Annotated in this window: 13 protein-coding genes and 1 tRNA gene; 10 read left to right on the top strand and 4 right to left on the bottom strand. The window is 65.3% G+C overall.

Annotated features, from left to right (window positions below):
• Positions 1-20 precede the first annotated feature (20 nt).
• A complete protein-coding gene (locus ACFQ50_RS18035; protein ID WP_377997016.1) occupies positions 21-284 on the bottom strand; it encodes a hypothetical protein in 264 nt (87 codons plus the stop codon).
• 39 nt (positions 285-323) lie between these two features.
• Between ACFQ50_RS18035 and ACFQ50_RS18030 the strand changes: the two genes are divergently transcribed.
• Complete coding sequence (locus ACFQ50_RS18030) at positions 324-557, top strand: DUF5703 family protein (RefSeq protein ID WP_102973612.1); 234 nt, start codon at positions 324-326, stop codon at positions 555-557.
• Between the two features lie 62 nt (positions 558-619).
• Here ACFQ50_RS18030 and ACFQ50_RS18025 read toward each other — a convergent pair whose 3' ends face one another.
• Positions 620-1,780 (bottom strand): acyl-CoA dehydrogenase family protein, encoded by a 1,161-nt coding sequence (locus ACFQ50_RS18025; RefSeq protein WP_377997015.1) that lies wholly within the window; start codon positions 1,778-1,780, stop codon positions 620-622.
• Between the two features lie 8 nt (positions 1,781-1,788).
• A complete protein-coding gene (locus tag ACFQ50_RS18020) occupies positions 1,789-3,093 on the bottom strand; it encodes a M20/M25/M40 family metallo-hydrolase (protein ID WP_377997014.1) in 1,305 nt (434 codons plus the stop codon).
• A 192-nt stretch (positions 3,094-3,285) separates the two neighbouring features.
• On the opposite strand from ACFQ50_RS18020, the gene ACFQ50_RS18015 reads away from it, so the two are divergent.
• The 7 genes from ACFQ50_RS18015 to ACFQ50_RS17985 all read left to right on the top strand — a co-directional run bounded on the left by ACFQ50_RS18015 (position 3,286) and on the right by ACFQ50_RS17985 (position 14,000).
• Positions 3,286-3,368: transfer RNA gene (locus ACFQ50_RS18015), tRNA-Leu, on the top strand.
• Between the two features lie 336 nt (positions 3,369-3,704).
• The gene (locus tag ACFQ50_RS18010) at positions 3,705-4,076 is read left to right on the top strand and encodes a DUF3311 domain-containing protein (RefSeq protein ID WP_377997013.1); all 372 of its coding nucleotides are present in this window, start codon (positions 3,705-3,707) and stop codon (positions 4,074-4,076) included.
• Entirely contained in the window at positions 4,073-5,749 is a 1,677-nt protein-coding gene (gene mctP, locus ACFQ50_RS18005; protein WP_377997012.1) for a monocarboxylate uptake permease MctP, read from the top strand. Before ACFQ50_RS18010 ends, mctP begins: the two co-directional genes overlap by 4 nt.
• Positions 5,750-5,767: 18 nt before the next feature.
• The gene (locus tag ACFQ50_RS18000; RefSeq protein ID WP_377997011.1) at positions 5,768-6,898 is read left to right on the top strand and encodes an aminotransferase class V-fold PLP-dependent enzyme; all 1,131 of its coding nucleotides are present in this window, start codon (positions 5,768-5,770) and stop codon (positions 6,896-6,898) included.
• Between the two features lie 327 nt (positions 6,899-7,225).
• Positions 7,226-10,381, top strand: a complete 3,156-nt coding sequence (locus tag ACFQ50_RS17995) for an efflux RND transporter permease subunit (protein ID WP_377997010.1) — start codon at positions 7,226-7,228, stop codon at positions 10,379-10,381.
• Between the two features lie 15 nt (positions 10,382-10,396).
• On the top strand, positions 10,397-10,852 hold the full coding sequence (locus ACFQ50_RS17990) for a hypothetical protein (protein WP_377997009.1): 456 nt from the start codon (positions 10,397-10,399) through the stop codon (positions 10,850-10,852).
• A gap of 1 nt (position 10,853) precedes the next feature.
• Entirely contained in the window at positions 10,854-14,000 is a 3,147-nt protein-coding gene (locus tag ACFQ50_RS17985; protein ID WP_377997008.1) for an efflux RND transporter permease subunit, read from the top strand.
• Between the two features lie 49 nt (positions 14,001-14,049).
• Here ACFQ50_RS17985 and ACFQ50_RS17980 read toward each other — a convergent pair whose 3' ends face one another.
• Complete coding sequence (locus ACFQ50_RS17980) at positions 14,050-14,505, bottom strand: SRPBCC family protein (protein WP_377997007.1); 456 nt, start codon at positions 14,503-14,505, stop codon at positions 14,050-14,052.
• 175 nt (positions 14,506-14,680) lie between these two features.
• Here ACFQ50_RS17980 and ACFQ50_RS17975 point away from each other — a divergent pair, with 175 nt between their 5' ends.
• Together ACFQ50_RS17975 and ACFQ50_RS17970 are read left to right on the top strand one after the other, a co-directional pair.
• The gene (locus tag ACFQ50_RS17975; RefSeq protein WP_377997006.1) at positions 14,681-15,592 is read left to right on the top strand and encodes a LysR family transcriptional regulator; all 912 of its coding nucleotides are present in this window, start codon (positions 14,681-14,683) and stop codon (positions 15,590-15,592) included.
• Between the two features lie 116 nt (positions 15,593-15,708).
• A complete protein-coding gene (locus ACFQ50_RS17970; RefSeq protein WP_377997005.1) occupies positions 15,709-16,806 on the top strand; it encodes a tartrate dehydrogenase in 1,098 nt (365 codons plus the stop codon).
• Positions 16,807-16,888 lie beyond the last annotated feature (82 nt).

The raw sequence follows: 16,888 nt of genomic DNA, 5'->3' as shown, positions 1-16,888 counted from the left end.
TCGGGTCTAATCGCGTCGGGCTACTCTTCGACGATTTCGAGATCCTCGTCGTCGACTTCGCTGTCTTCGTCTTCGTCTTCCTCGTCATCGAACACCTGGAGCGGCGTCACTTCGTTGTAGGCCTCGTAGAGGGCATCCTCATAGACTTCGAAAGCATCGGCAACTGCAAAGAATGCCGCCTCCACTGAGGGGTCACCATCCCCGCGCCGGGCCGAGGCGGCTGCAAGGTGCTCTTCCAAAGCGGCAGTCAAAGACTGAAGCGCGACACGCGGATCGATGCTCATGCCTTCACGTTAGCGGGAAAAGGACGAAAATGGAGAGCAATGAAGGAACATTTTCTGACCAGCTCGGTCCTGCGGGAACGGGACTATGCCCGTCAATACGAGTACCTCGTATTGACCGTCGGTCCTGAGGATTCCCTGCCCGAAGCCCGGCGCCGGCTCGTGGAACACTCCGAGTACGGCAAGTGGGAACTCGAGCGCAGCAGGCTGTACGTGGGCGGCGGCAGGCGTTTCTGGCTTCGCCGCCGGGTCACGCAGGTGCAGCGAACCGTCTAGGCCGCTCCGGCCCTCGGGGCGCGCACCGCGATGGTGTGCGCCCGCTTTGTGCTGCTGCGCGGCTAGTCTTCGAGCGGGCCCAGCCAGGCGTTGGCCACGGTGTTGTGCGCCGATTCGTCGTCGGACGGGTGGAACATGCCGGCCAGGACATCACGGTACAGCCGCTCCAGTTCCGAACCCCGGAAGTAGCTGGAGCCGCCGGAGACCCGGATGGCAAGGTCCACCACTGTCCGCGCAGTTTCCGTGGCCCGGACCTTGACGCCAACGAGCTTGGGAAACCACTGGCTGCCGTGGTCCGCCAGCCGGTCCACGTCCCCGGCCACCACCGAAAGCTGGGGGTACAGGGCGTCCATGGCCAGGGCGGCCTCGGCCACCTTCCAGCGGATATCGGGATCCTGGGCCAGGCTCCGGCCGCCGTTCTTGAATGATGTCCTGCGCCTGGCAGCTTCCACTGACAGCACCAGGGCCCGCTCCCCGATGCCCGCATAGACACCCGCGAGCAGGGTCTCGAAGCACGCGAAGATCGCGAAGATCAGCGGATCCGCGTTGGGACCCACCGGCAGCTTCCGGAAGATGCGGCCCGGCGGGACAACTGCACCGTCCAGGATGGTGGTGTTGGACTGGCTGGCGCGCATGCCCAGCGTGTTCCAGTCCTCCAGGATCCGGTAGCCGGCTGTGTCCCGGCCGATGAACCCGTGTACCAGCTCACCTTCGCCGTCCCGTGCGGCAGGGTCCTTGCCGAAGATGCCCAGGCGCGTCCAGGCCGGCGAGAGGCTCGTGAAGATCTTGGTGCCCGTGAATGAGTACCCGCCGTCCGTCAGCGGCCTGGCCTCGGTCAGCGAATCGAAAAGAACGGAGTCGTTGCCGGCCTCTGAATTGCCGAAGGCGAAGAGCTCCCCAGCCGCTGCCTCCTGCAGCACGAAGTCCAGGGAGGAGTCGCCGCGCTCGGCGAGGACCCGCGCCACCCCTGTCCAGACGAGGTGCATGTTGACGGCCAGCGCGGTGGCGGGGGCCGCAGTCGCCAGCCGCCGCTGGCAACGGACCGCAGCCTCCAGGCCAAGGCCCGCCCCGCCGTCGGACTCCGGCACGAAGAGCTTGAGGTACCCGGCGGCGGCGAGTTCCTCAAGATCCTCGGTGAAAAAGCGGTTCTGTTTGTCGTACTCCGCAGCCCGTCCCCGGATCCGTTCGAGCAGGCTGTCAGGCAGCAGCTGTTCCGGTTCCACCGCAATCCTCAGTAGTTGGTGAGCAGCGTGTTCAGGACGCGGGCGCCGAACTTCAGCGAATCCGCCGGGACCCGCTCGTCAACACCGTGGAACATGCCGGTGAAGTCCAGGTCGTCCGGCAGCTGCAGGGGCGCGAAGCCGTAGCCGGTAATGCCGAGCTTGGAGAGCGACTTGTTGTCGGTGCCGCCGGACAGGGTGTACGGGAGAACCTTCGCGCCCGGGTCTTCAGAGTGGAGGGCATCAATCATCGAGTCGACCAGGTTGCCGGCGAACGGCACCTCGAGGGAGACGTCGTTGTGCACGTAGCTGACGTCAACGCCGCTGCCAGCCAGCTCCCGGACGATCTCCAGAACCTGGTCCTGCTGGCCCGGGAGGGTACGGCAGTCCACCAGTGCCTCGGCGGACTCGGGGATGACGTTGTGCTTGTAGCCGCCGCCCAGGAGCGTCGGGTTGGACGTGTTCTGCAGCGTCGCCCCTACGAAGCGGGCCACCGTGCCCAGCTCCTTCAGCAGCAGCTCCGGGTTGTCGGGATCGAATTCGACGCCGGTCAGTTCCGTCACGCCGTCCAGGAACTGGCGCGTGGTGGCGGTCAGCTCGATGGGCCACTGGTACTCGCCGATGCGGGTCACGGCGCCGGCGAGCCGGGTGATGGCATTGTCGGTGTTGATCTGAGAGCCGTGGCCGGCGCGGCCATGCGCCACGAGCCGCAGCCAGGAGATGCCCTTTTCCGCCGTCTGCAGCAGGTAGGCGCGCTGGCCGCCAATGGTGGTCGAGAAGCCGCCCACTTCCGAGATGGCCTCGGTTGCACGCTCGAACAGCTCAGGCCGGTGCTTCACCGCGTACTGGGCGCCGTGTACGCCACCGGCCTCCTCGTCGGCGAAGAATGCGAAGACTATGTCCCGCTTCGGCTTGCGCCCGGTGCGGGCGAAGTTGCGCAGCACGGACAGGATCATCGCATCCATGTCCTTCATGTCCACCGCGCCGCGCCCCCAGATCAATCCATCCTTGAGCTCACCGCTGAACGGGTCCACAGACCACTGCTCACGGAGGGCGGGCACCACGTCCAGGTGGCCGTGGACCACCAGGGCGCTTGCGGAGGGGTCCTCCCCGGCCATGCGGGTCACCACGCTGGCGCGGCCTGGCTCGGATTCGAAGATTTCCACGTCCATCCCCACCTCGGTGATCAGGCCCGCGGTGTATTCGGCCGCTGCGCGTTCGCCGGGCCCGGAGCCGTCCCCGTAATTGGATGAGTCGATGCGGATGAGCTCCTGGCAGATGGTGACGACTTCATCCTCTGGCCGAACGTGTGTCATTGATCACTCCTTGTAGCGGGGAAAGGCGGAAACATGCGGCTTTGGGCGGCTTTTGGCTGCCGGAACACCCGGGATCAGCCTACCCAGTCGACTCGATTCCATCTTTCCGGAAAGTTCGTGTTAGAGTTTTTCTCGCTGCTTCGGAGAGAAGCGAACCGCTGAAAGGCGGAGAGAGTCCTCCGGAATCCACCTGCGCGGGTGGCGGAATGGCAGACGCGCTAGCTTGAGGTGCTAGTCCTCGAAAGGGGGTGGGGGTTCAAGTCCCCCTCCGCGCACAAACGGAAAACCCCGGGAATCCAATGGATTCCCGGGGTTTTTTCGTTTCTCTGCAAACCCCGTAAACGTAGCCCCCAGGGTAACCCCGCACTTGGGTCCGGCGACGCGGATTGCGGCAGGGCGCCTGTGCAGGCGCAAGGAGCTCAGGCCGGGGAACGCGTTGATGATGACCAAGAAAGACAGCCGCGTTACTGACTGTTACGGCACCGTCGGCGCTCTTCCCGAGCGCCGCTGACCGGCGTACAAAGGAACTGGAGGGCAACATTTGTAACCTCCGCCTCACCGCGCCCCGGGGAACCGGAGTCCGGGAGACGGGCTGACAAGGAGGTCGTCGGGTGTCCCATCAAGATCGTCCTGACCCGAAGCAGCGCCGCGTCCAAGGAGCTCCCCCGGGCGCCGGACTGCCAACCCGCAACACTGCAACCCGCGGCCCCGCGCGGCGCGGGCGGTACGTTATCGCCGGCATATTGCTTTCGGCGGCGATCCTGTTCCCGCTCATGCCGCAGACCTACTCCTTCAATGCGCCGGCACTGGGGGGCCTGCCGTTCTTTTACTGGTACCAGCTGCTCTGGGTTCCCATTTCCGCTGCCTTGAGCGGTGTGGCGTACTGGCTCGTGAACACGGAGGACCGACGACGGCGGGCAGCGGCCCGCGCGGGCGTTACCGACCTCGACGGCGACGAAATGGACGGGGATGAGCGGCCATGAACGGGCGAGAGATCAACTGGGTCGCCCTCATCATCGTGGTGCTGCTTTTTGTGGTTGTCGCCGTCATGGGCTTCCTGGCCGCCCGGTGGCGCCGGACGGCAGAGACTGAGGGACTGCACAGCCTCGACGAATGGGGTCTGGGCGGACGCGGCTTCGGGACATGGATCACGTGGTTCCTGCTGGGCGGCGACCTCTACACCGCGTACACGTTTGTTGCGGTTCCTGCCGCGATGTGGGCCACGGGCGCCGTCAGCGGTTTCTTCGCGGTCCCCTACACGATCGTCCTCTACCCGATCATCTTCATCATCATGAGCCGGCTCTGGTCGGTGTCCCACCGGCACGGCTACGTCACGTCCGCGGACTTCGTGGGCGGCCGATACGGGAGCCGCTGGCTGTCCCTCGCCGTCGCGGTCACCGGCATTGTGGCAACCATGCCTTACATCGCCCTCCAGCTCGTGGGCATCAAGGCCGTCCTCACTGTGCTCGGCCTGGGCAGCTCCGAGAACGTGCTGCTGACGGACCTGCCGCTCATTCTGGCGTTCATCGTGCTGGCCGCATACACCTACACGTCGGGGCTGCGGGCGCCGGCGATGATCGCCGTCGTCAAGGACCTGCTCATCTATCTGGCGGTGATCGTCGCTGTCATCTACCTGCCGATCAAGTTTGGCGGGTGGGACGCGATCTTCGGGGCGGCGAAGACGAAGCTGGACACCGTGAACGAAGCAACGGGGAAACCCAACGGGGTGTTCATCCCGTCCGGCGCGAACTACTCGGCGTACTGGACACTGGCGCTCGGGTCGGCCATGGCGCTGTTCATGTACCCGCACTCCATCACCGGCGTACTCGCGTCCAAGGGCCGCAACACGATCCGGCGCAACGCCGCTATTCTGCCGCTGTACTCCCTCATGCTCGGCTTCCTCGCGCTGCTGGGTTTTGTGGCCATCAAGGCCGGCACCAGGCCGATCGACCTGAACGGGTCGGTTAATCCCCAGCTCGTGGTGCCGCAGCTGTTCCTGGACCACTTCCCCGCGTGGTTCGCGGGGGTGGCCCTGGCAGCTATCGCCATCGGGGCGCTGGTACCCGCCGCGATCATGTCCATTGCCGCGGCGAACATGTTCACCCGAAACATCTACCGGGACTTCCTCCGGCCTGAGGTCGACCCCAAAACTGAGGCGAAGGTATCCAAGATTGTCTCGCTTGTGGTGAAGGTCGGTGCGCTTGTTTTCGTCATCGCCATGGACCAGTCCGCGGCCATCAACATGCAGCTGCTCGGCGGCATTTGGATTCTGCAAACGTTCCCCGCCGTCGTCGGGGGCCTCTACACGCGTTGGTTTGACCGATGGGCGCTGCTGGCTGGGTGGGTTGTGGGCATAGCCTTCGGCACCGCCTCGGCGTACAACGTCATCAATCCCGTCACGCACGCACACTTCGGCGGCTCCATTGCTCCGGTCCCCGGGACCGGCTTCACCGTGTACATCGCCGTGTCAGCGTTCGTGCTCAACCTGCTTGTCGCCGTCGTACTTACCCTGGTGCTCCGCGCGCTGAAGGTGCCCCAGGGAGAAGACAAGACGCGCCGGTCGGACTATGGCGCTGATGAAACCGATCCCAAGGTTGCCGAGATCGAACGGACCCAGCGTTTCGTGGAACCCGGCGGTGCGTCGCCGGTGGCGTAGCTGAATCGAGGTGGCACGGTGATCCACGCATTGAACGTCAGTGACATCCGCGGGCTTTTCCCCGGGCTCAAAGACACCATCTACCTCAACACTGCCACCATGTGCGTCGGCTGCACGCCCGCCAGGGAGGCCTACGAACTCGCCCTCGAGCGCTGGTCCACCGGGCGGTTCGACTGGATGGAAGCAGAGCAGGCCGGCGAGGACGCCCGCGGCATGTTCGCGGCGATCATCGGGGCCACAGCGGCAGACATCGCCATCGTCCCCGCCGTCAGCACTGCCGCCGGGATTGTGGCGGCAAATCTGCCACCCGCCCGAAGCGGCGAGAACATCGTTGTGGCCGAGAATGAATTCGCGTCGAACTACTATGCCTGGCTCCTGCTCCGGGAACGAGGCTACGATGTGCGTGCCGTCGCCGCGGAGGGGGATGTGGTGACGGCCGGGGCCCTCAGCCAGGCGGCCGACGGCGGAACCCGCCTCATCGCCGTCAGCGCCGTGCATCCTGTCACCGGATTCCGGGCGGATCTGGCCTCAATCGGCCGCACTGCAGCCCGCTCTGGCGCGTGGTTTTTCGTTGATGCGTGCCAGGCGGCTGGTGCCGTGCCCCTGGACGTGGTGCGCGACGGCGTGGACTTCCTGGCCACTGCCAGCCACAAGTTTCTGCTCGGGTCGCGGGGCATGGGCTACCTGTACGTCCGCCCCGGGCTGATTGACCGCCTTCACCCCATCGTGCCGGGCTGGAAGGCTGCCCGGCTGCCGCTCGAAAGCTTCCTTGGCCCGGACATGGACCTGTCGCCGACGGCGTCGAAGCTGGACGCGTCCCTGGCGTGGTTTCCGGCGCTGGCCGATCAGGCGGCGCTTGCTGTCCTGCACCAGTTCGGGATTGGCGCTGTCCTCGAACGCAACGTACAACTTGCCCTTGACCTGCGGAACGCGCTGGAGGCGGAGGGCGTCAGCTTCCGGTCCTTCCCCGAAGCGCACCGATCCACCATCATCTCCGTTCCGGTGAACGATCCGGACGCCGTCATGGCCCGCCTGCGCCATGCGAACGTGATTGTGTCCATCCGGGCCGGAAGGATCCGGCTGGCGACCCATTTCTACAATCTCCAGGAAGAGCTGGTCCGGGTCGCAGAGCTCATTGCCGGCCACTGAGCCTGCCGGAAAAACGGCTCCGATGCCATTGACGTGGCCCCTCGCGAGGACCATCATTCTGCTAGACGTTTGGGGGGCGCGAAGGCAGTAGCAATGGAGCCGCGCCGTGAACATTTATTCTGCAGTAAAGACTTCCGTCCCCGGTCACCTCAGAGTAGATCTGATCGTGAACCCCCAACAAAGGCTTCCTGAAAGGCAAAAAACCGCCGGACTGCCCGGCAAACACCGACACCGCCGTCGGCCTGGCCCCGCTGCCAGCCTGGGTTTGACCCTCAGCTTCCCGTTGCCCGTGAAATCAGCGGGGATGGCTTTGGCGGTGAACAGGCCATGATGCGCGCGGTTTTGGGCTGGGTTCTGCAGTTCAGGATCCTTGTCCTGGTAGTGGCTGCCGGCATCCTCGGGTACGGCTTCACCGCACTGCCCAGCATGCCGGTTGACGCCTTCCCCGAGTTCGCGCCGCCGCAGGTCGAAATACAGACCGAGGCCCTGGGGCTCTCCGCTGCCGAAGTCGAACAGCTCGTCACGTCCCCCATGGAGGCAGACCTGCTGAACGGCGTGGCGTGGGTGGAGGCGATCCGTTCCAAGTCGCTTCCCGGCCTGTCCTCGATCCAGCTGGTCTTCCAGCCGGGGACGGACATGTTCCGGGCACGCCAGCTCGTCGCCGAGCGCCTGACCCAGGCGAGGGCGCTGCCCAACGTGTCCGCAGCGCCCGTGCTCATGCAGCCGCTGTCCTCCACGAGCCGGGTGATGATGGTCAGGCTCACGTCGAAGGACATGTCCCCCATCGACATGTCCGTGCTGGCGCGGTGGACCATGAAGCCAGCACTTTTGGCGGTTCCCGGTGTGGCGAACATTTCCATCTGGGGCCAGCGCGACCAGCAGCTGCAGGTGCTCGTGGACCCCAAGCAGCTGGAAGCCAAGGGCGTGACGCTGGACCAGGTCATCAGGACCACCGGCAACTCCGTCTGGGTGTCGCCGCTGAGCTACCTTGAGGCCTCAACGCCGGGCACGGGCGGCTTCCTGGAGACGGGACATCAGCGGCTTGGAGTCCAGCACGTTCTTCCCATCACCACCCCCGAGGACCTGGGCAAAGTCAGCCTCCAGGGCACGTCCAGCAAACTGCTCCTGGGGGATGTCGCCCAGGTCCAGACGGATCATCAGCCGTTGATCGGAGACGCACAGCCCGGCCAGGACGCCGAGCTGTTGGTCGTGATTGAGAAGTTCCCGGAAACAAACACCGCGGATGTTACGCGTGGGCTCGACGAAACCATACGCGAGCTTCAGGCAGGGTTGCCCGGCGTAGCTGTTGACACCACCGTGTACCGGCAGGAGTCGTTTGTAGAGCAGGAAACGGGAACCCTGGCCGTGGCCTTGCTCGTCACGCTGCTGCTGGTCGCAGCGGCGATCGGAGTGGTTTTCCGGTCCTGGCGGAGTGCCCTCATCAGCCTGATCAGCATTTCGCTGTCGCTCATTGCGGCAGCCGTGTTGCTCTCGGTGCTCGGTGCCGGACTGAACACCATGGTCTTCACCGGCATGGTCCTTGCCCTCGCCGTCATCATCGGCGACGTCATGGAAGACCTGAACTGCACCGTCCGGGCATACCGTACTGCGCGGGAGACAGGCGCAGGGGATGCCAGGAGCGCCCTTGTTGCCGGGGCACTGCGGCCAGTCCGCACGTCCCTCTTCTACTCCCTGCTGATCATGGCGCTGAGCGTGCTCCCCTTGCTCTTTGTGCCCGGCGAAAACGGTGCAATGTTCGGACCCCTGGTGCTCAGCTACCTGCTCGCGCTGGCGGTTGCCATGGTCGTGGCGCTGACAGCGACCGCGGCCCTGGTGTACTTCCTGCCTCCGGCTTCCACGTCCCGCGGGCGTGAGGGCCAGGCAATGCAACGCCTCCGGATCCGGTACGGCCGGGCCCTTTCCGGCAACCGGGGCAGGCCGGTAGCCGTCTTCGCCGCGACGGCAGTCATGGCACTCGCAGCACTGGCGCTGGCTCCGCAGCTTGTGCCTGGCAGCCCTGTGGTGCCCGTTCTGGCGGACGACACGCTGGTGGTCCAGTGGAGCGCCGCACCCGGCACGTCCGACCAGGAAATGGTCAGGATCACCAATGCGGCTGCCGATGAACTGCGCGCGGTGTCCGGCGTTTCCAGTGTCGCCTCCGAGGTTGGCCGTGCGGTTACCTCCGACCGGGTGGGAGACGTAAGTTCCGGCGAGCTGTGGGTGAGCGTGTCCAAGGACACCTCATACGCCAGCACCGTGGATGATGTGCAGAGAGTCGTGGCCGGATACCCGGGGCTGCGTGCAACAGTTTCGACCTACCCGCAGCAGAAGATCGACCAGATCCGGGCTGCTGCCGATGCCGGCTTTGGCGTGCGGGTCTACGGCATTGACACGGCCACGCTCCGCGCGAAGGCCGAGGAAGTGCGTCAGGTCCTGGCCCACACGGCCGGGATCGTGAATCCCCGTGTGGATGCCCCCGTCGAACAGCCCACCGTCCAAGTCAAGGTTGACCTGGAGAGAGCCCAGAAAGCCGGAGTCATCCCGGGCGAAGTCCGTCGTGCTGCGGCCGCTTTGCTGCAGGGCATCGAAGTGGGCAACGTCTACGAACAGCAGAAGGTCTTCTCCGTGGTCGTCAAGGGACAGCCGTCCACCAGGAACAGCCTCACCAGTGTCCGTGAACTCCTGATCGACACTCCCAAAGGCGGCCATGTGCGCCTCGGCGACGTGGCCGACGTCAGCATCGTTCCCAACGACGCCGTCATTCTGCACGACGACACCTCGCGGCGCGTGGATGTGAAAGCTGACATTCAGGGACGTGGATTGGCTGAGGTGCAGCAGGACATCGAAAAGGGCCTGCAGCAGATCCAGTTCCCGGTGGCTTACCACGCTGAGGTCCTCACCCAGTACGCGCAGCAGCAATCGAGCATCCAGTGGCTGTGGCTGCTGACCGGGGTAGCTGCCTTCGGCATCCTGGTGCTCCTGCAAACAGCACTGGGCGGTTGGCGGATCGCAGCCGCTGTGTTCCTCGGGTTGCTCGCCTCTTTGTCGGGCGGCGTCCTCACCGCCCTGGCAGACGGAGGAGCTAATTATCTGGCGGCGTTTGTCGCCTTCTCGGCAGTCTTGGGCATCGCGGTCCGGAACTGCCTGCTGCTCGCCGCCGAGGTCAGGAACCTGCGCGCCGGGGAAAGCGAAGCCGGGGGGCCCGCCCTCGTGATCCGGGCCGCACGCGACAGGCTGAAGCCGGCCCTCGGGTCCACCGTGATCACCGCCATCGCCCTCCTTCCGCTGGTTCTGCTCGGCGGAGTGACGGGCACGGAGATCATTCAGCCGGTCGCCGTCATTGTCTGGGGCGGTCTGCTGACAACCACCCTCTTCGTCCTGTTCGTGCTCCCGGCAATCCTGATCCGCTTCGAACGCGGCCAGGCAGGATCACAAACAGCAACGACACAAGCCGAAGCTACTGAAGCCCCGATGGGCGCCTGAAAGCCGGGATGCATCATGACAACGACCTCGCCGCGGATGCGCGGCCTGATGGTTCTTACCGTCCTGGGTCTTCTGACACAGGCATTGCCAGCCTGCAGCCAGCTCGCAGCCGAGCCGGTGGCAGCAGGCGACGTCGCAGCCAGCCTTGAAGAGGTTCCAGGGAGCGACCTGAAGCGCATCACGCTGAACGAACACGCCGCCGCGAACATCGGCCTCCAGACCTCGACGACGTCCCGGGATCCCAAGAGCGGGAAACTCGTGGTTCCCTACCTGGCGATCCTCTACGACAGCGAAGGAAAGACGTGGGTCTATACTATTGCCGCCCCGCGCGTCTACGTCCGCCAGCCCATCACGGTGGAGCGGATCGACGACACCACGGCTACGCTGACCAACGGTCCGAAGCCGGGCACGACCGTGGTCACCACAGGGGCCGAAGAGCTCTTCGGCGCTGAACTGGACGTAGCGAGCTGACATGCGCTGGATTGTCGGAATCAGCCTCAGGTTCAGGACGATTGTCGTCGCCCTCGCCTGCGTGGTCATGTTGCTGGGATCGGTCCAGCTCAGCAAGGCATCCCTGGATGTCTTTCCGGAATTCGCGCCCCCGCAGGTCGAGATCCAGACTGCGTGCCTGGGTTTAACGGCCCAGGAAGTGGAGGAACTCGTCTCCGTGCCAATCGAGGCGTCCCTGTCCGGAATGCCCGGACTGGACGAGCTGAGGTCAAAATCAGTGCCCCAGCTGTCCTCGATCATCCTGATCTTCAAACAGGGCACGGACCTGCTCAACGCGCGTCAGCAGGTATCGGAGCGGATGGCCGCCGTGACTGCGGCATTGCCCACCTGGGCTGCGCCCCCGGTAATGCTGCAGCCGCTGTCCTCCACCAGCCGCGTCATGAAGATCGGCATGACATCCGCGAATCGGTCCATGATCGAGATGTCCATGCTGTCCTACTGGACTATTCGGGCCCGGTTGCTCCGGGTTCCAGGCGTGGCCAACGTCGCGATCTGGGGCGAGAGGCTCCAGATGCTGCAGGTCCAGGTTCAGCCTGAGAAGCTCAAGGCCAAGAATGTCTCGCTGAACCAGGTGATGGAGGTGACGGCCGGGGCTGTTGACGCCGGCCTGCTCCAGTACTCCCCCGGGAAATTCATTGGCACGGGCGGCTTTATCGACAGCCCGAACCAGCGGATGAGCGTCCGGCACGTCCAACCGATCACCAGCCCCGCAGATCTGGCCAAGGTGACAATCCGTGAAGACCACGGCACCGCCCTCCACCTGGGCGACGTCGCGCGCGTGGTCGAGGACCATCAGCCGCTGATCGGCGACGCCGTCATCAACAACGGCCACGGACTGATGCTCATTGTCGAGAAGCTCCCGTGGGGCAATACGCTCGAGGTGACCCGGGGCGTCGAGGAAGCCCTGCACCAACTCCAGCCGGGCCTGAGCGGCGTCACCTTCGACACCACCATCTTCCGGCCGGCGAGCTTCATCGAGGAGGCCATTTCCAACCTCAGCCTTGCCCTCCTGCTGGGTTGCCTGCTGGTGGTCATGATCCTGAGCGCGTTCCTCTTCCAGTGGCGGACAGCACTCATCAGCCTGATCGCCATTCCGCTTTCCCTCCTCACCGCCATCATGGTGCTGTACCTCACCGGCAGTTCGGTCAACACCATGATTCTGGCCGGGCTGGTCATCGCGGTGGGGGTCGTCGTTGACGACGCGATCATCGACGTCGAAAACATCATGCGCCGGTTGCGGCAGCACCGCAGCCGCGGCGGCGGTGAATCGACGGCGTCCGTCGTCCTGAAGGCCTCGCTGGAAATGCGAAGCCCCATTGTCTACGCCACGATCATCATCGTGGTGGCCGCCCTTCCCGTCTTTTTCGTCAACGGGCTCACGGGAGTGTTCTTCAGGCCGCTTGCTGTGGCGTACACGCTCGCGGTGCTGGCCTCAATGCTCGTGGCGCTGACGGTGACGCCTGCCCTTGCCCTGATCCTGTTGGCCCGGGCGAAGCTGGAGCAACTGGACCCGCCGCTGGTCCGGGTGCTTAAACGCGGGTACCACGCGGTCCTGTCCCGCATCATGAACCGGCCGCGCTATGGCTACGCCGGCTTCGGGGCCCTTGCGCTGGTTGGTCTGGCGATCGCCCCGTTGCTGGGGCAGTCCCTGTTCCCCACGTTCAAGGAACGCGACTTCCTGATGCACTGGGTATCGGAACCCGGCACATCGGCGGCAGAGGAATACCGCATCGCCCAACGGGGCTGCGCCGCGTTCCTCAAGGTGCCCGGCGTGCTCAATTGCGGAACGCACATTGGCCAGGCCTTCCAGGCGGACGAAATAGTCGGAGTCAATGCCGGTGAGCACTGGATCAGCATTGACCGCCATGCCAACTATGAGCAGACGGTTGCAGCAGTCCAGGAAGTCGTCGACGGATACCCGGGCCTGCACCGCGACGTGCAGACGTACCTGAAGGAGAGGATCGAAGAGGTCCTGACGGGTGCCAGCGAACCTATCCTTGTGCGGATATACGGCGACGATCTGAATGTGCTGCGCGAACAGGCGCAGCGGGTCAAACAACTCCTCACCGATGTCAATGGAACCGACGAGCCACATATTTCCCTGGAAGTCGACGTCCCGCAGATCACCGTCAAAGTGAATCTTGCGGAGGCGGAGAAGTACGGCCTTAAGCCCGGGGACGTACGGCGCGCCGCAGCGACGCTGATGGCCGGCGAAGAGGTGGGCGACGTCTTCCGTGACGGGCGGGCGTACGACGTCCAGGTGTGGAGCACACCGGAGACGCGGACCAGCGTCACTACCGTCCAGAACCTGCCCATTGACACGCCCAGCGGGCAGCGGGTGCGCCTTGCCGACGTCGCCTCAGTCAGTGTCCAGCCCACTCCGAACCTCATCGACCGGACCAACGGGTCCCGCAGGGTCGAGGTCGGGTCCTTCATCGATCGCGGGGCCGACCTTGGCCGCGTGGTTTCACAGGTGCAGGAACGGCTGGAGTCCCTGAAGCTGCCCGCCGGCTACAGCGTCCAGCTCCTGGGCGAATACACAGAGCGGCAGGCAGCCACGGAGCGCCTCACCATCTTCGCTGTTGCGGCGCTGGTCCTGATCCTCGTACTCCTGCAGGCGTCCTTCCGCAGTTGGCGGCTGGCCATCCTGGCCCTCCTGACCCTGCCCATCGCACTCGTGGGCGGAGTCCTGGCCGCGTACTTCACCGGCGGGGTCCTGTCGCTGGGTTCGCTCGTGGGGTTCCTGACGGTCATGGGGATTGCGGCCCGGAACGGCATCCTGCTCATCAGCCACTGCCAGCACCTGGAAAGGGCTGAGGGGGTTCCGTTCAGCGGTTCGCTCGTGCTGCGGGGCGCCGGTGAACGGCTCTCCCCAATCCTCATGACCACCCTCGCCACCGGGCTCGCCCTGGTGCCGCTGGTCGTCATGGGGGACGTGCCCGGCCATGAGATCGAATACCCGATGGCCGTCGTCATCCTCGGCGGACTCCTGACGTCCACGCTGCTCAACCTGTTCATCGTGCCGTCGCTCTACCTTCGGTTCGCCCGGTCGAGGAAGTCCCGGAAGGCGGCAGAACAGGCGCTCGCCGGTCAGGAAGTGGCCGTTTAGTAGACCCCGTCCCGGCGGGCAGACGCCGTGCGCCTGCCAGCCGGGAAGATCACTCAGCCCGTGCTGCTGCCGTCAGGTGCAGGTTGCGCGTCTCGATGAGCCGGCGGAGGTAGCGCGCCAGGAAGAGCTTCTCCGCCAGCCGTCCCAGGGGGCCGAACGGCGCAGCGAAGTCGATCCGGTCCACCATGATGGTTCCGGCCGGGTCCTCGCTGAACTCATGGACGTGCCGGAACCGGCGGAACGGCCCCCGGACTTGTTCATCAACGAAGTAGTGCGGTGCGTCCATCTCGGTGATCCGGCTCGTCATCTGTATCGGCAGCCCGAAGTGCCAGGCGCGCCAGGTCACCTCCTGCCCCAGGGTGATCAACCCGGAGGTGATGCCTGCAACAGCTTCCTCCCGGGAACGGGCCATCGAGTCCTTGTGCGCGTCGATGCTTCGGGAGAGGTCAAACAGCTCTGTCATCCCGACGGTTGTGCGTGTGGTGCTTTCGAAGGTGACGGCCATGCTCAGAGTATGCCAGCAGTTTCACCGGGCTGTGTTGGTGCCAGGTTCCAGGACCATGTTCCGCGGCGCTGATAGGCGTAAGCTATCAGGGCCTCGGCAGGCCGCTTCACGGCAGGGGCCATCGCAGGGGCCAGGTCCGGGGCAGACAGCAAAGCGGACCGGGAAAGGAGCCAGCGTGGACACCCGGAAGCTCAAGTATTTCCTGGCGGTGGTTGACCACGACGGGTTCAACCGGGCGGCCGAGCACCTGCTGATCGCACAGCCATCACTGTCCCAGACCATTGCCAGCCTCGAGAAGGAACTGGGCGTGCCGCTGTTCCACCGGATCGGGCGCCGGGCAGTCCTCAGCGAGGCCGGGAAGGAACTCGTGGGCCCTGCCCGGCTGGTGATGCGCGACCTGGACGCCGCGCAGTCCGCCGTGCAGGCACTCCGGGGTCTGCGCAGCGGCCTCCTGGACATCATCACCATGCCCTCCCCCGGCATCGAGCCGCTGACGTCCATGACCGCCGCCTTCACCAGGCTGCATCCGGAGGTCCGCCTCAACGTCAGTGCCGCCTTCACCCCGGAGGAGGTCATCGAATCTGTCCGCAGCGGGAGCACCGAGATTGGCCTGGCCGGCTCCTCCAACCCCATTAGGGTCCCGGGAGTCAATGTCCTTGACCTGGAACGCCAGCCGCTGATCCTCATCGTCAACCCCCAGGCGGACACATTCCCCGCCGGGAGCACCATCCAGCGGGAGGATCTGGGCGGCCACCGGCTGATCGCCAGCCAGCGCGGATCACTGATGCGCTGGCTCGTGGACGACGCCCTGGCCCACGGCGTCAAAGCCGAAATCGTCATCGAAGTCGCGCACCGCACCTCCATCCTGCCCCTGGTGCTGGCCGGCGTCGGACACGCCGTCATGCCATCGTCGTGGGCGCCCACTGCGCACAAGGCAGGGCTTCGGACCCTGCAGATCGAACCCGTCTCCCACCTGGACGTGGCCATCCTGAGCAGGAAGGAAGGCCTGACGCCCGCTGCCTGCGCGTTCCTGGAGGTTGCGGAACGCCACGTTGCCCGGGAGCACGTGGACACCAACAACTCATAGGCAGAACCTATTTACCGGATCGAATCTTGGTCTTGGACGCGTACAGCCCGCGTGGCCTCTACTTGAAGAGGAAAGGCAGTGTGACCCTGCCAACACACTCAACGAGGAGGAACGCAATGAGCGCCACCCAGACATTCAGCATCGCTTCGATCCCGGCAGACGGCGTCGGCAAGGAAGTCGTTTCGGCCGGCCGCCGCGTCCTGGACGCGCTGGCTGAAAACTCCAGCGGCAAGTTCGCCTTCGACTGGACCGAGTTCCCCTGGGGCTGCGGCTACTACGAGAAGACCGGCCAGATGATGGACCCCAAGGGCCTGGAAGCCCTCAAGGACTTCGACGCCATCTACTTCGGCGCCGTCGGCTGGGAAAACGTCCCTGACCACATTAGCCTGTGGGGCCTGCGCCTGAACATCACCCAGAACTTCGACCAGTGGGCCAACATTCGCCCCGTGAAATTCCTGCCCGGCGTCCAGTCCCCGCTGCGCAAGGCAGACAACACCGAACTCGACTGGGTTGTGGTCCGTGAGAACAGCGAAGGCGAATACGCCGGCCTGGGCGGCCGCAACCTCAGCGGCCGCGGCCCCGGCAACGAGGTGGCCCTGCAGACCGCGCTGTTCACCGAAAAGGGCTGCGAGCGCATCATGCGCTTCGCCTTCGATCTCGCCCGGACCCGCACCGTGAAGAAGGTCTCGTCCGTCACCAAGTCCAACGCCCAGCAGTACGGCATGGTCCTGTGGGACGAAGTCTTCAACCGCGTGGCACTGGACTACCCGGACGTGGCCACCGAAAGCGTCCTGGTCGATGCCATGAGCGCCAAGTTCATCCTCAAGCCCGAGGACCTGTCCGTGGTGGTGGCGTCCAACCTGAACGCCGACATCCTCTCCGACCTCGGCTCAGCACTGGCCGGCAGCCTGGGCCTTGCCGCCAGCGCCAACCTGAACCCGGAACGGCGCTTCCCGTCCATGTTCGAACCGGTCCACGGTTCCGCTCCGGATATCGCCGGCCAGGGCATCAGCAACCCGATCGGCGCCATCGCCAGCGCCGCCCTGATGCTGGACCACTTCGGCCTGCACGGGGAAGCCCGCCGCGTTGAGGCCGCCATCGAAGCGGCCACCGGCTCCGGCCACCTGACCCGGGACGTCGGCGGCGAAGCCAACACGGAGGACGTCACCGAAGCGATCATCAAGGCGCTGACCCTCGCGCCCGCCGCCGTCTAAGACGCGGAGGTCCCAGACCCCGCACCAATGCTGACGTACGACGGCGGCCGGCCGGCCGCCGTCGTCGCGGAGGTCCCTTCCC

The sequence above is a fragment of the Arthrobacter sp. NPDC056493 genome (genome assembly GCF_042795115.1).
GTDB lineage: Bacteria > Actinomycetota > Actinomycetes > Actinomycetales > Micrococcaceae > Arthrobacter.
Note: the sequence above shows the minus strand (reverse complement) of the source record. Positions and strands in the feature narration are given on the sequence as shown.

Coding starts and splice junctions, on each gene's coding strand:
- ACFQ50_RS17995 (WP_377997010.1), top strand. CDS start 7,226: ATGATGCGCGCGGTTTTGGGCTGGGTTCTGCAGTTCAGGATCCTTGTC.
- ACFQ50_RS17985 (WP_377997008.1), top strand. CDS start 10,854: ATGCGCTGGATTGTCGGAATCAGCCTCAGGTTCAGGACGATTGTCGTC.
- ACFQ50_RS18030 (WP_102973612.1), top strand. CDS start 324: ATGAAGGAACATTTTCTGACCAGCTCGGTCCTGCGGGAACGGGACTAT.
- ACFQ50_RS17970 (WP_377997005.1), top strand. CDS start 15,709: ATGAGCGCCACCCAGACATTCAGCATCGCTTCGATCCCGGCAGACGGC.
- ACFQ50_RS17990 (WP_377997009.1), top strand. CDS start 10,397: ATGACAACGACCTCGCCGCGGATGCGCGGCCTGATGGTTCTTACCGTC.
- ACFQ50_RS17980 (WP_377997007.1), bottom strand. CDS start 14,505: ATGGCCGTCACCTTCGAAAGCACCACACGCACAACCGTCGGGATGACA.
- mctP (WP_377997012.1), top strand. CDS start 4,073: ATGAACGGGCGAGAGATCAACTGGGTCGCCCTCATCATCGTGGTGCTG.
- ACFQ50_RS18020 (WP_377997014.1), bottom strand. CDS start 3,093: ATGACACACGTTCGGCCAGAGGATGAAGTCGTCACCATCTGCCAGGAG.
- ACFQ50_RS18035 (WP_377997016.1), bottom strand. CDS start 284: ATGAGCATCGATCCGCGTGTCGCGCTTCAGTCTTTGACTGCCGCTTTG.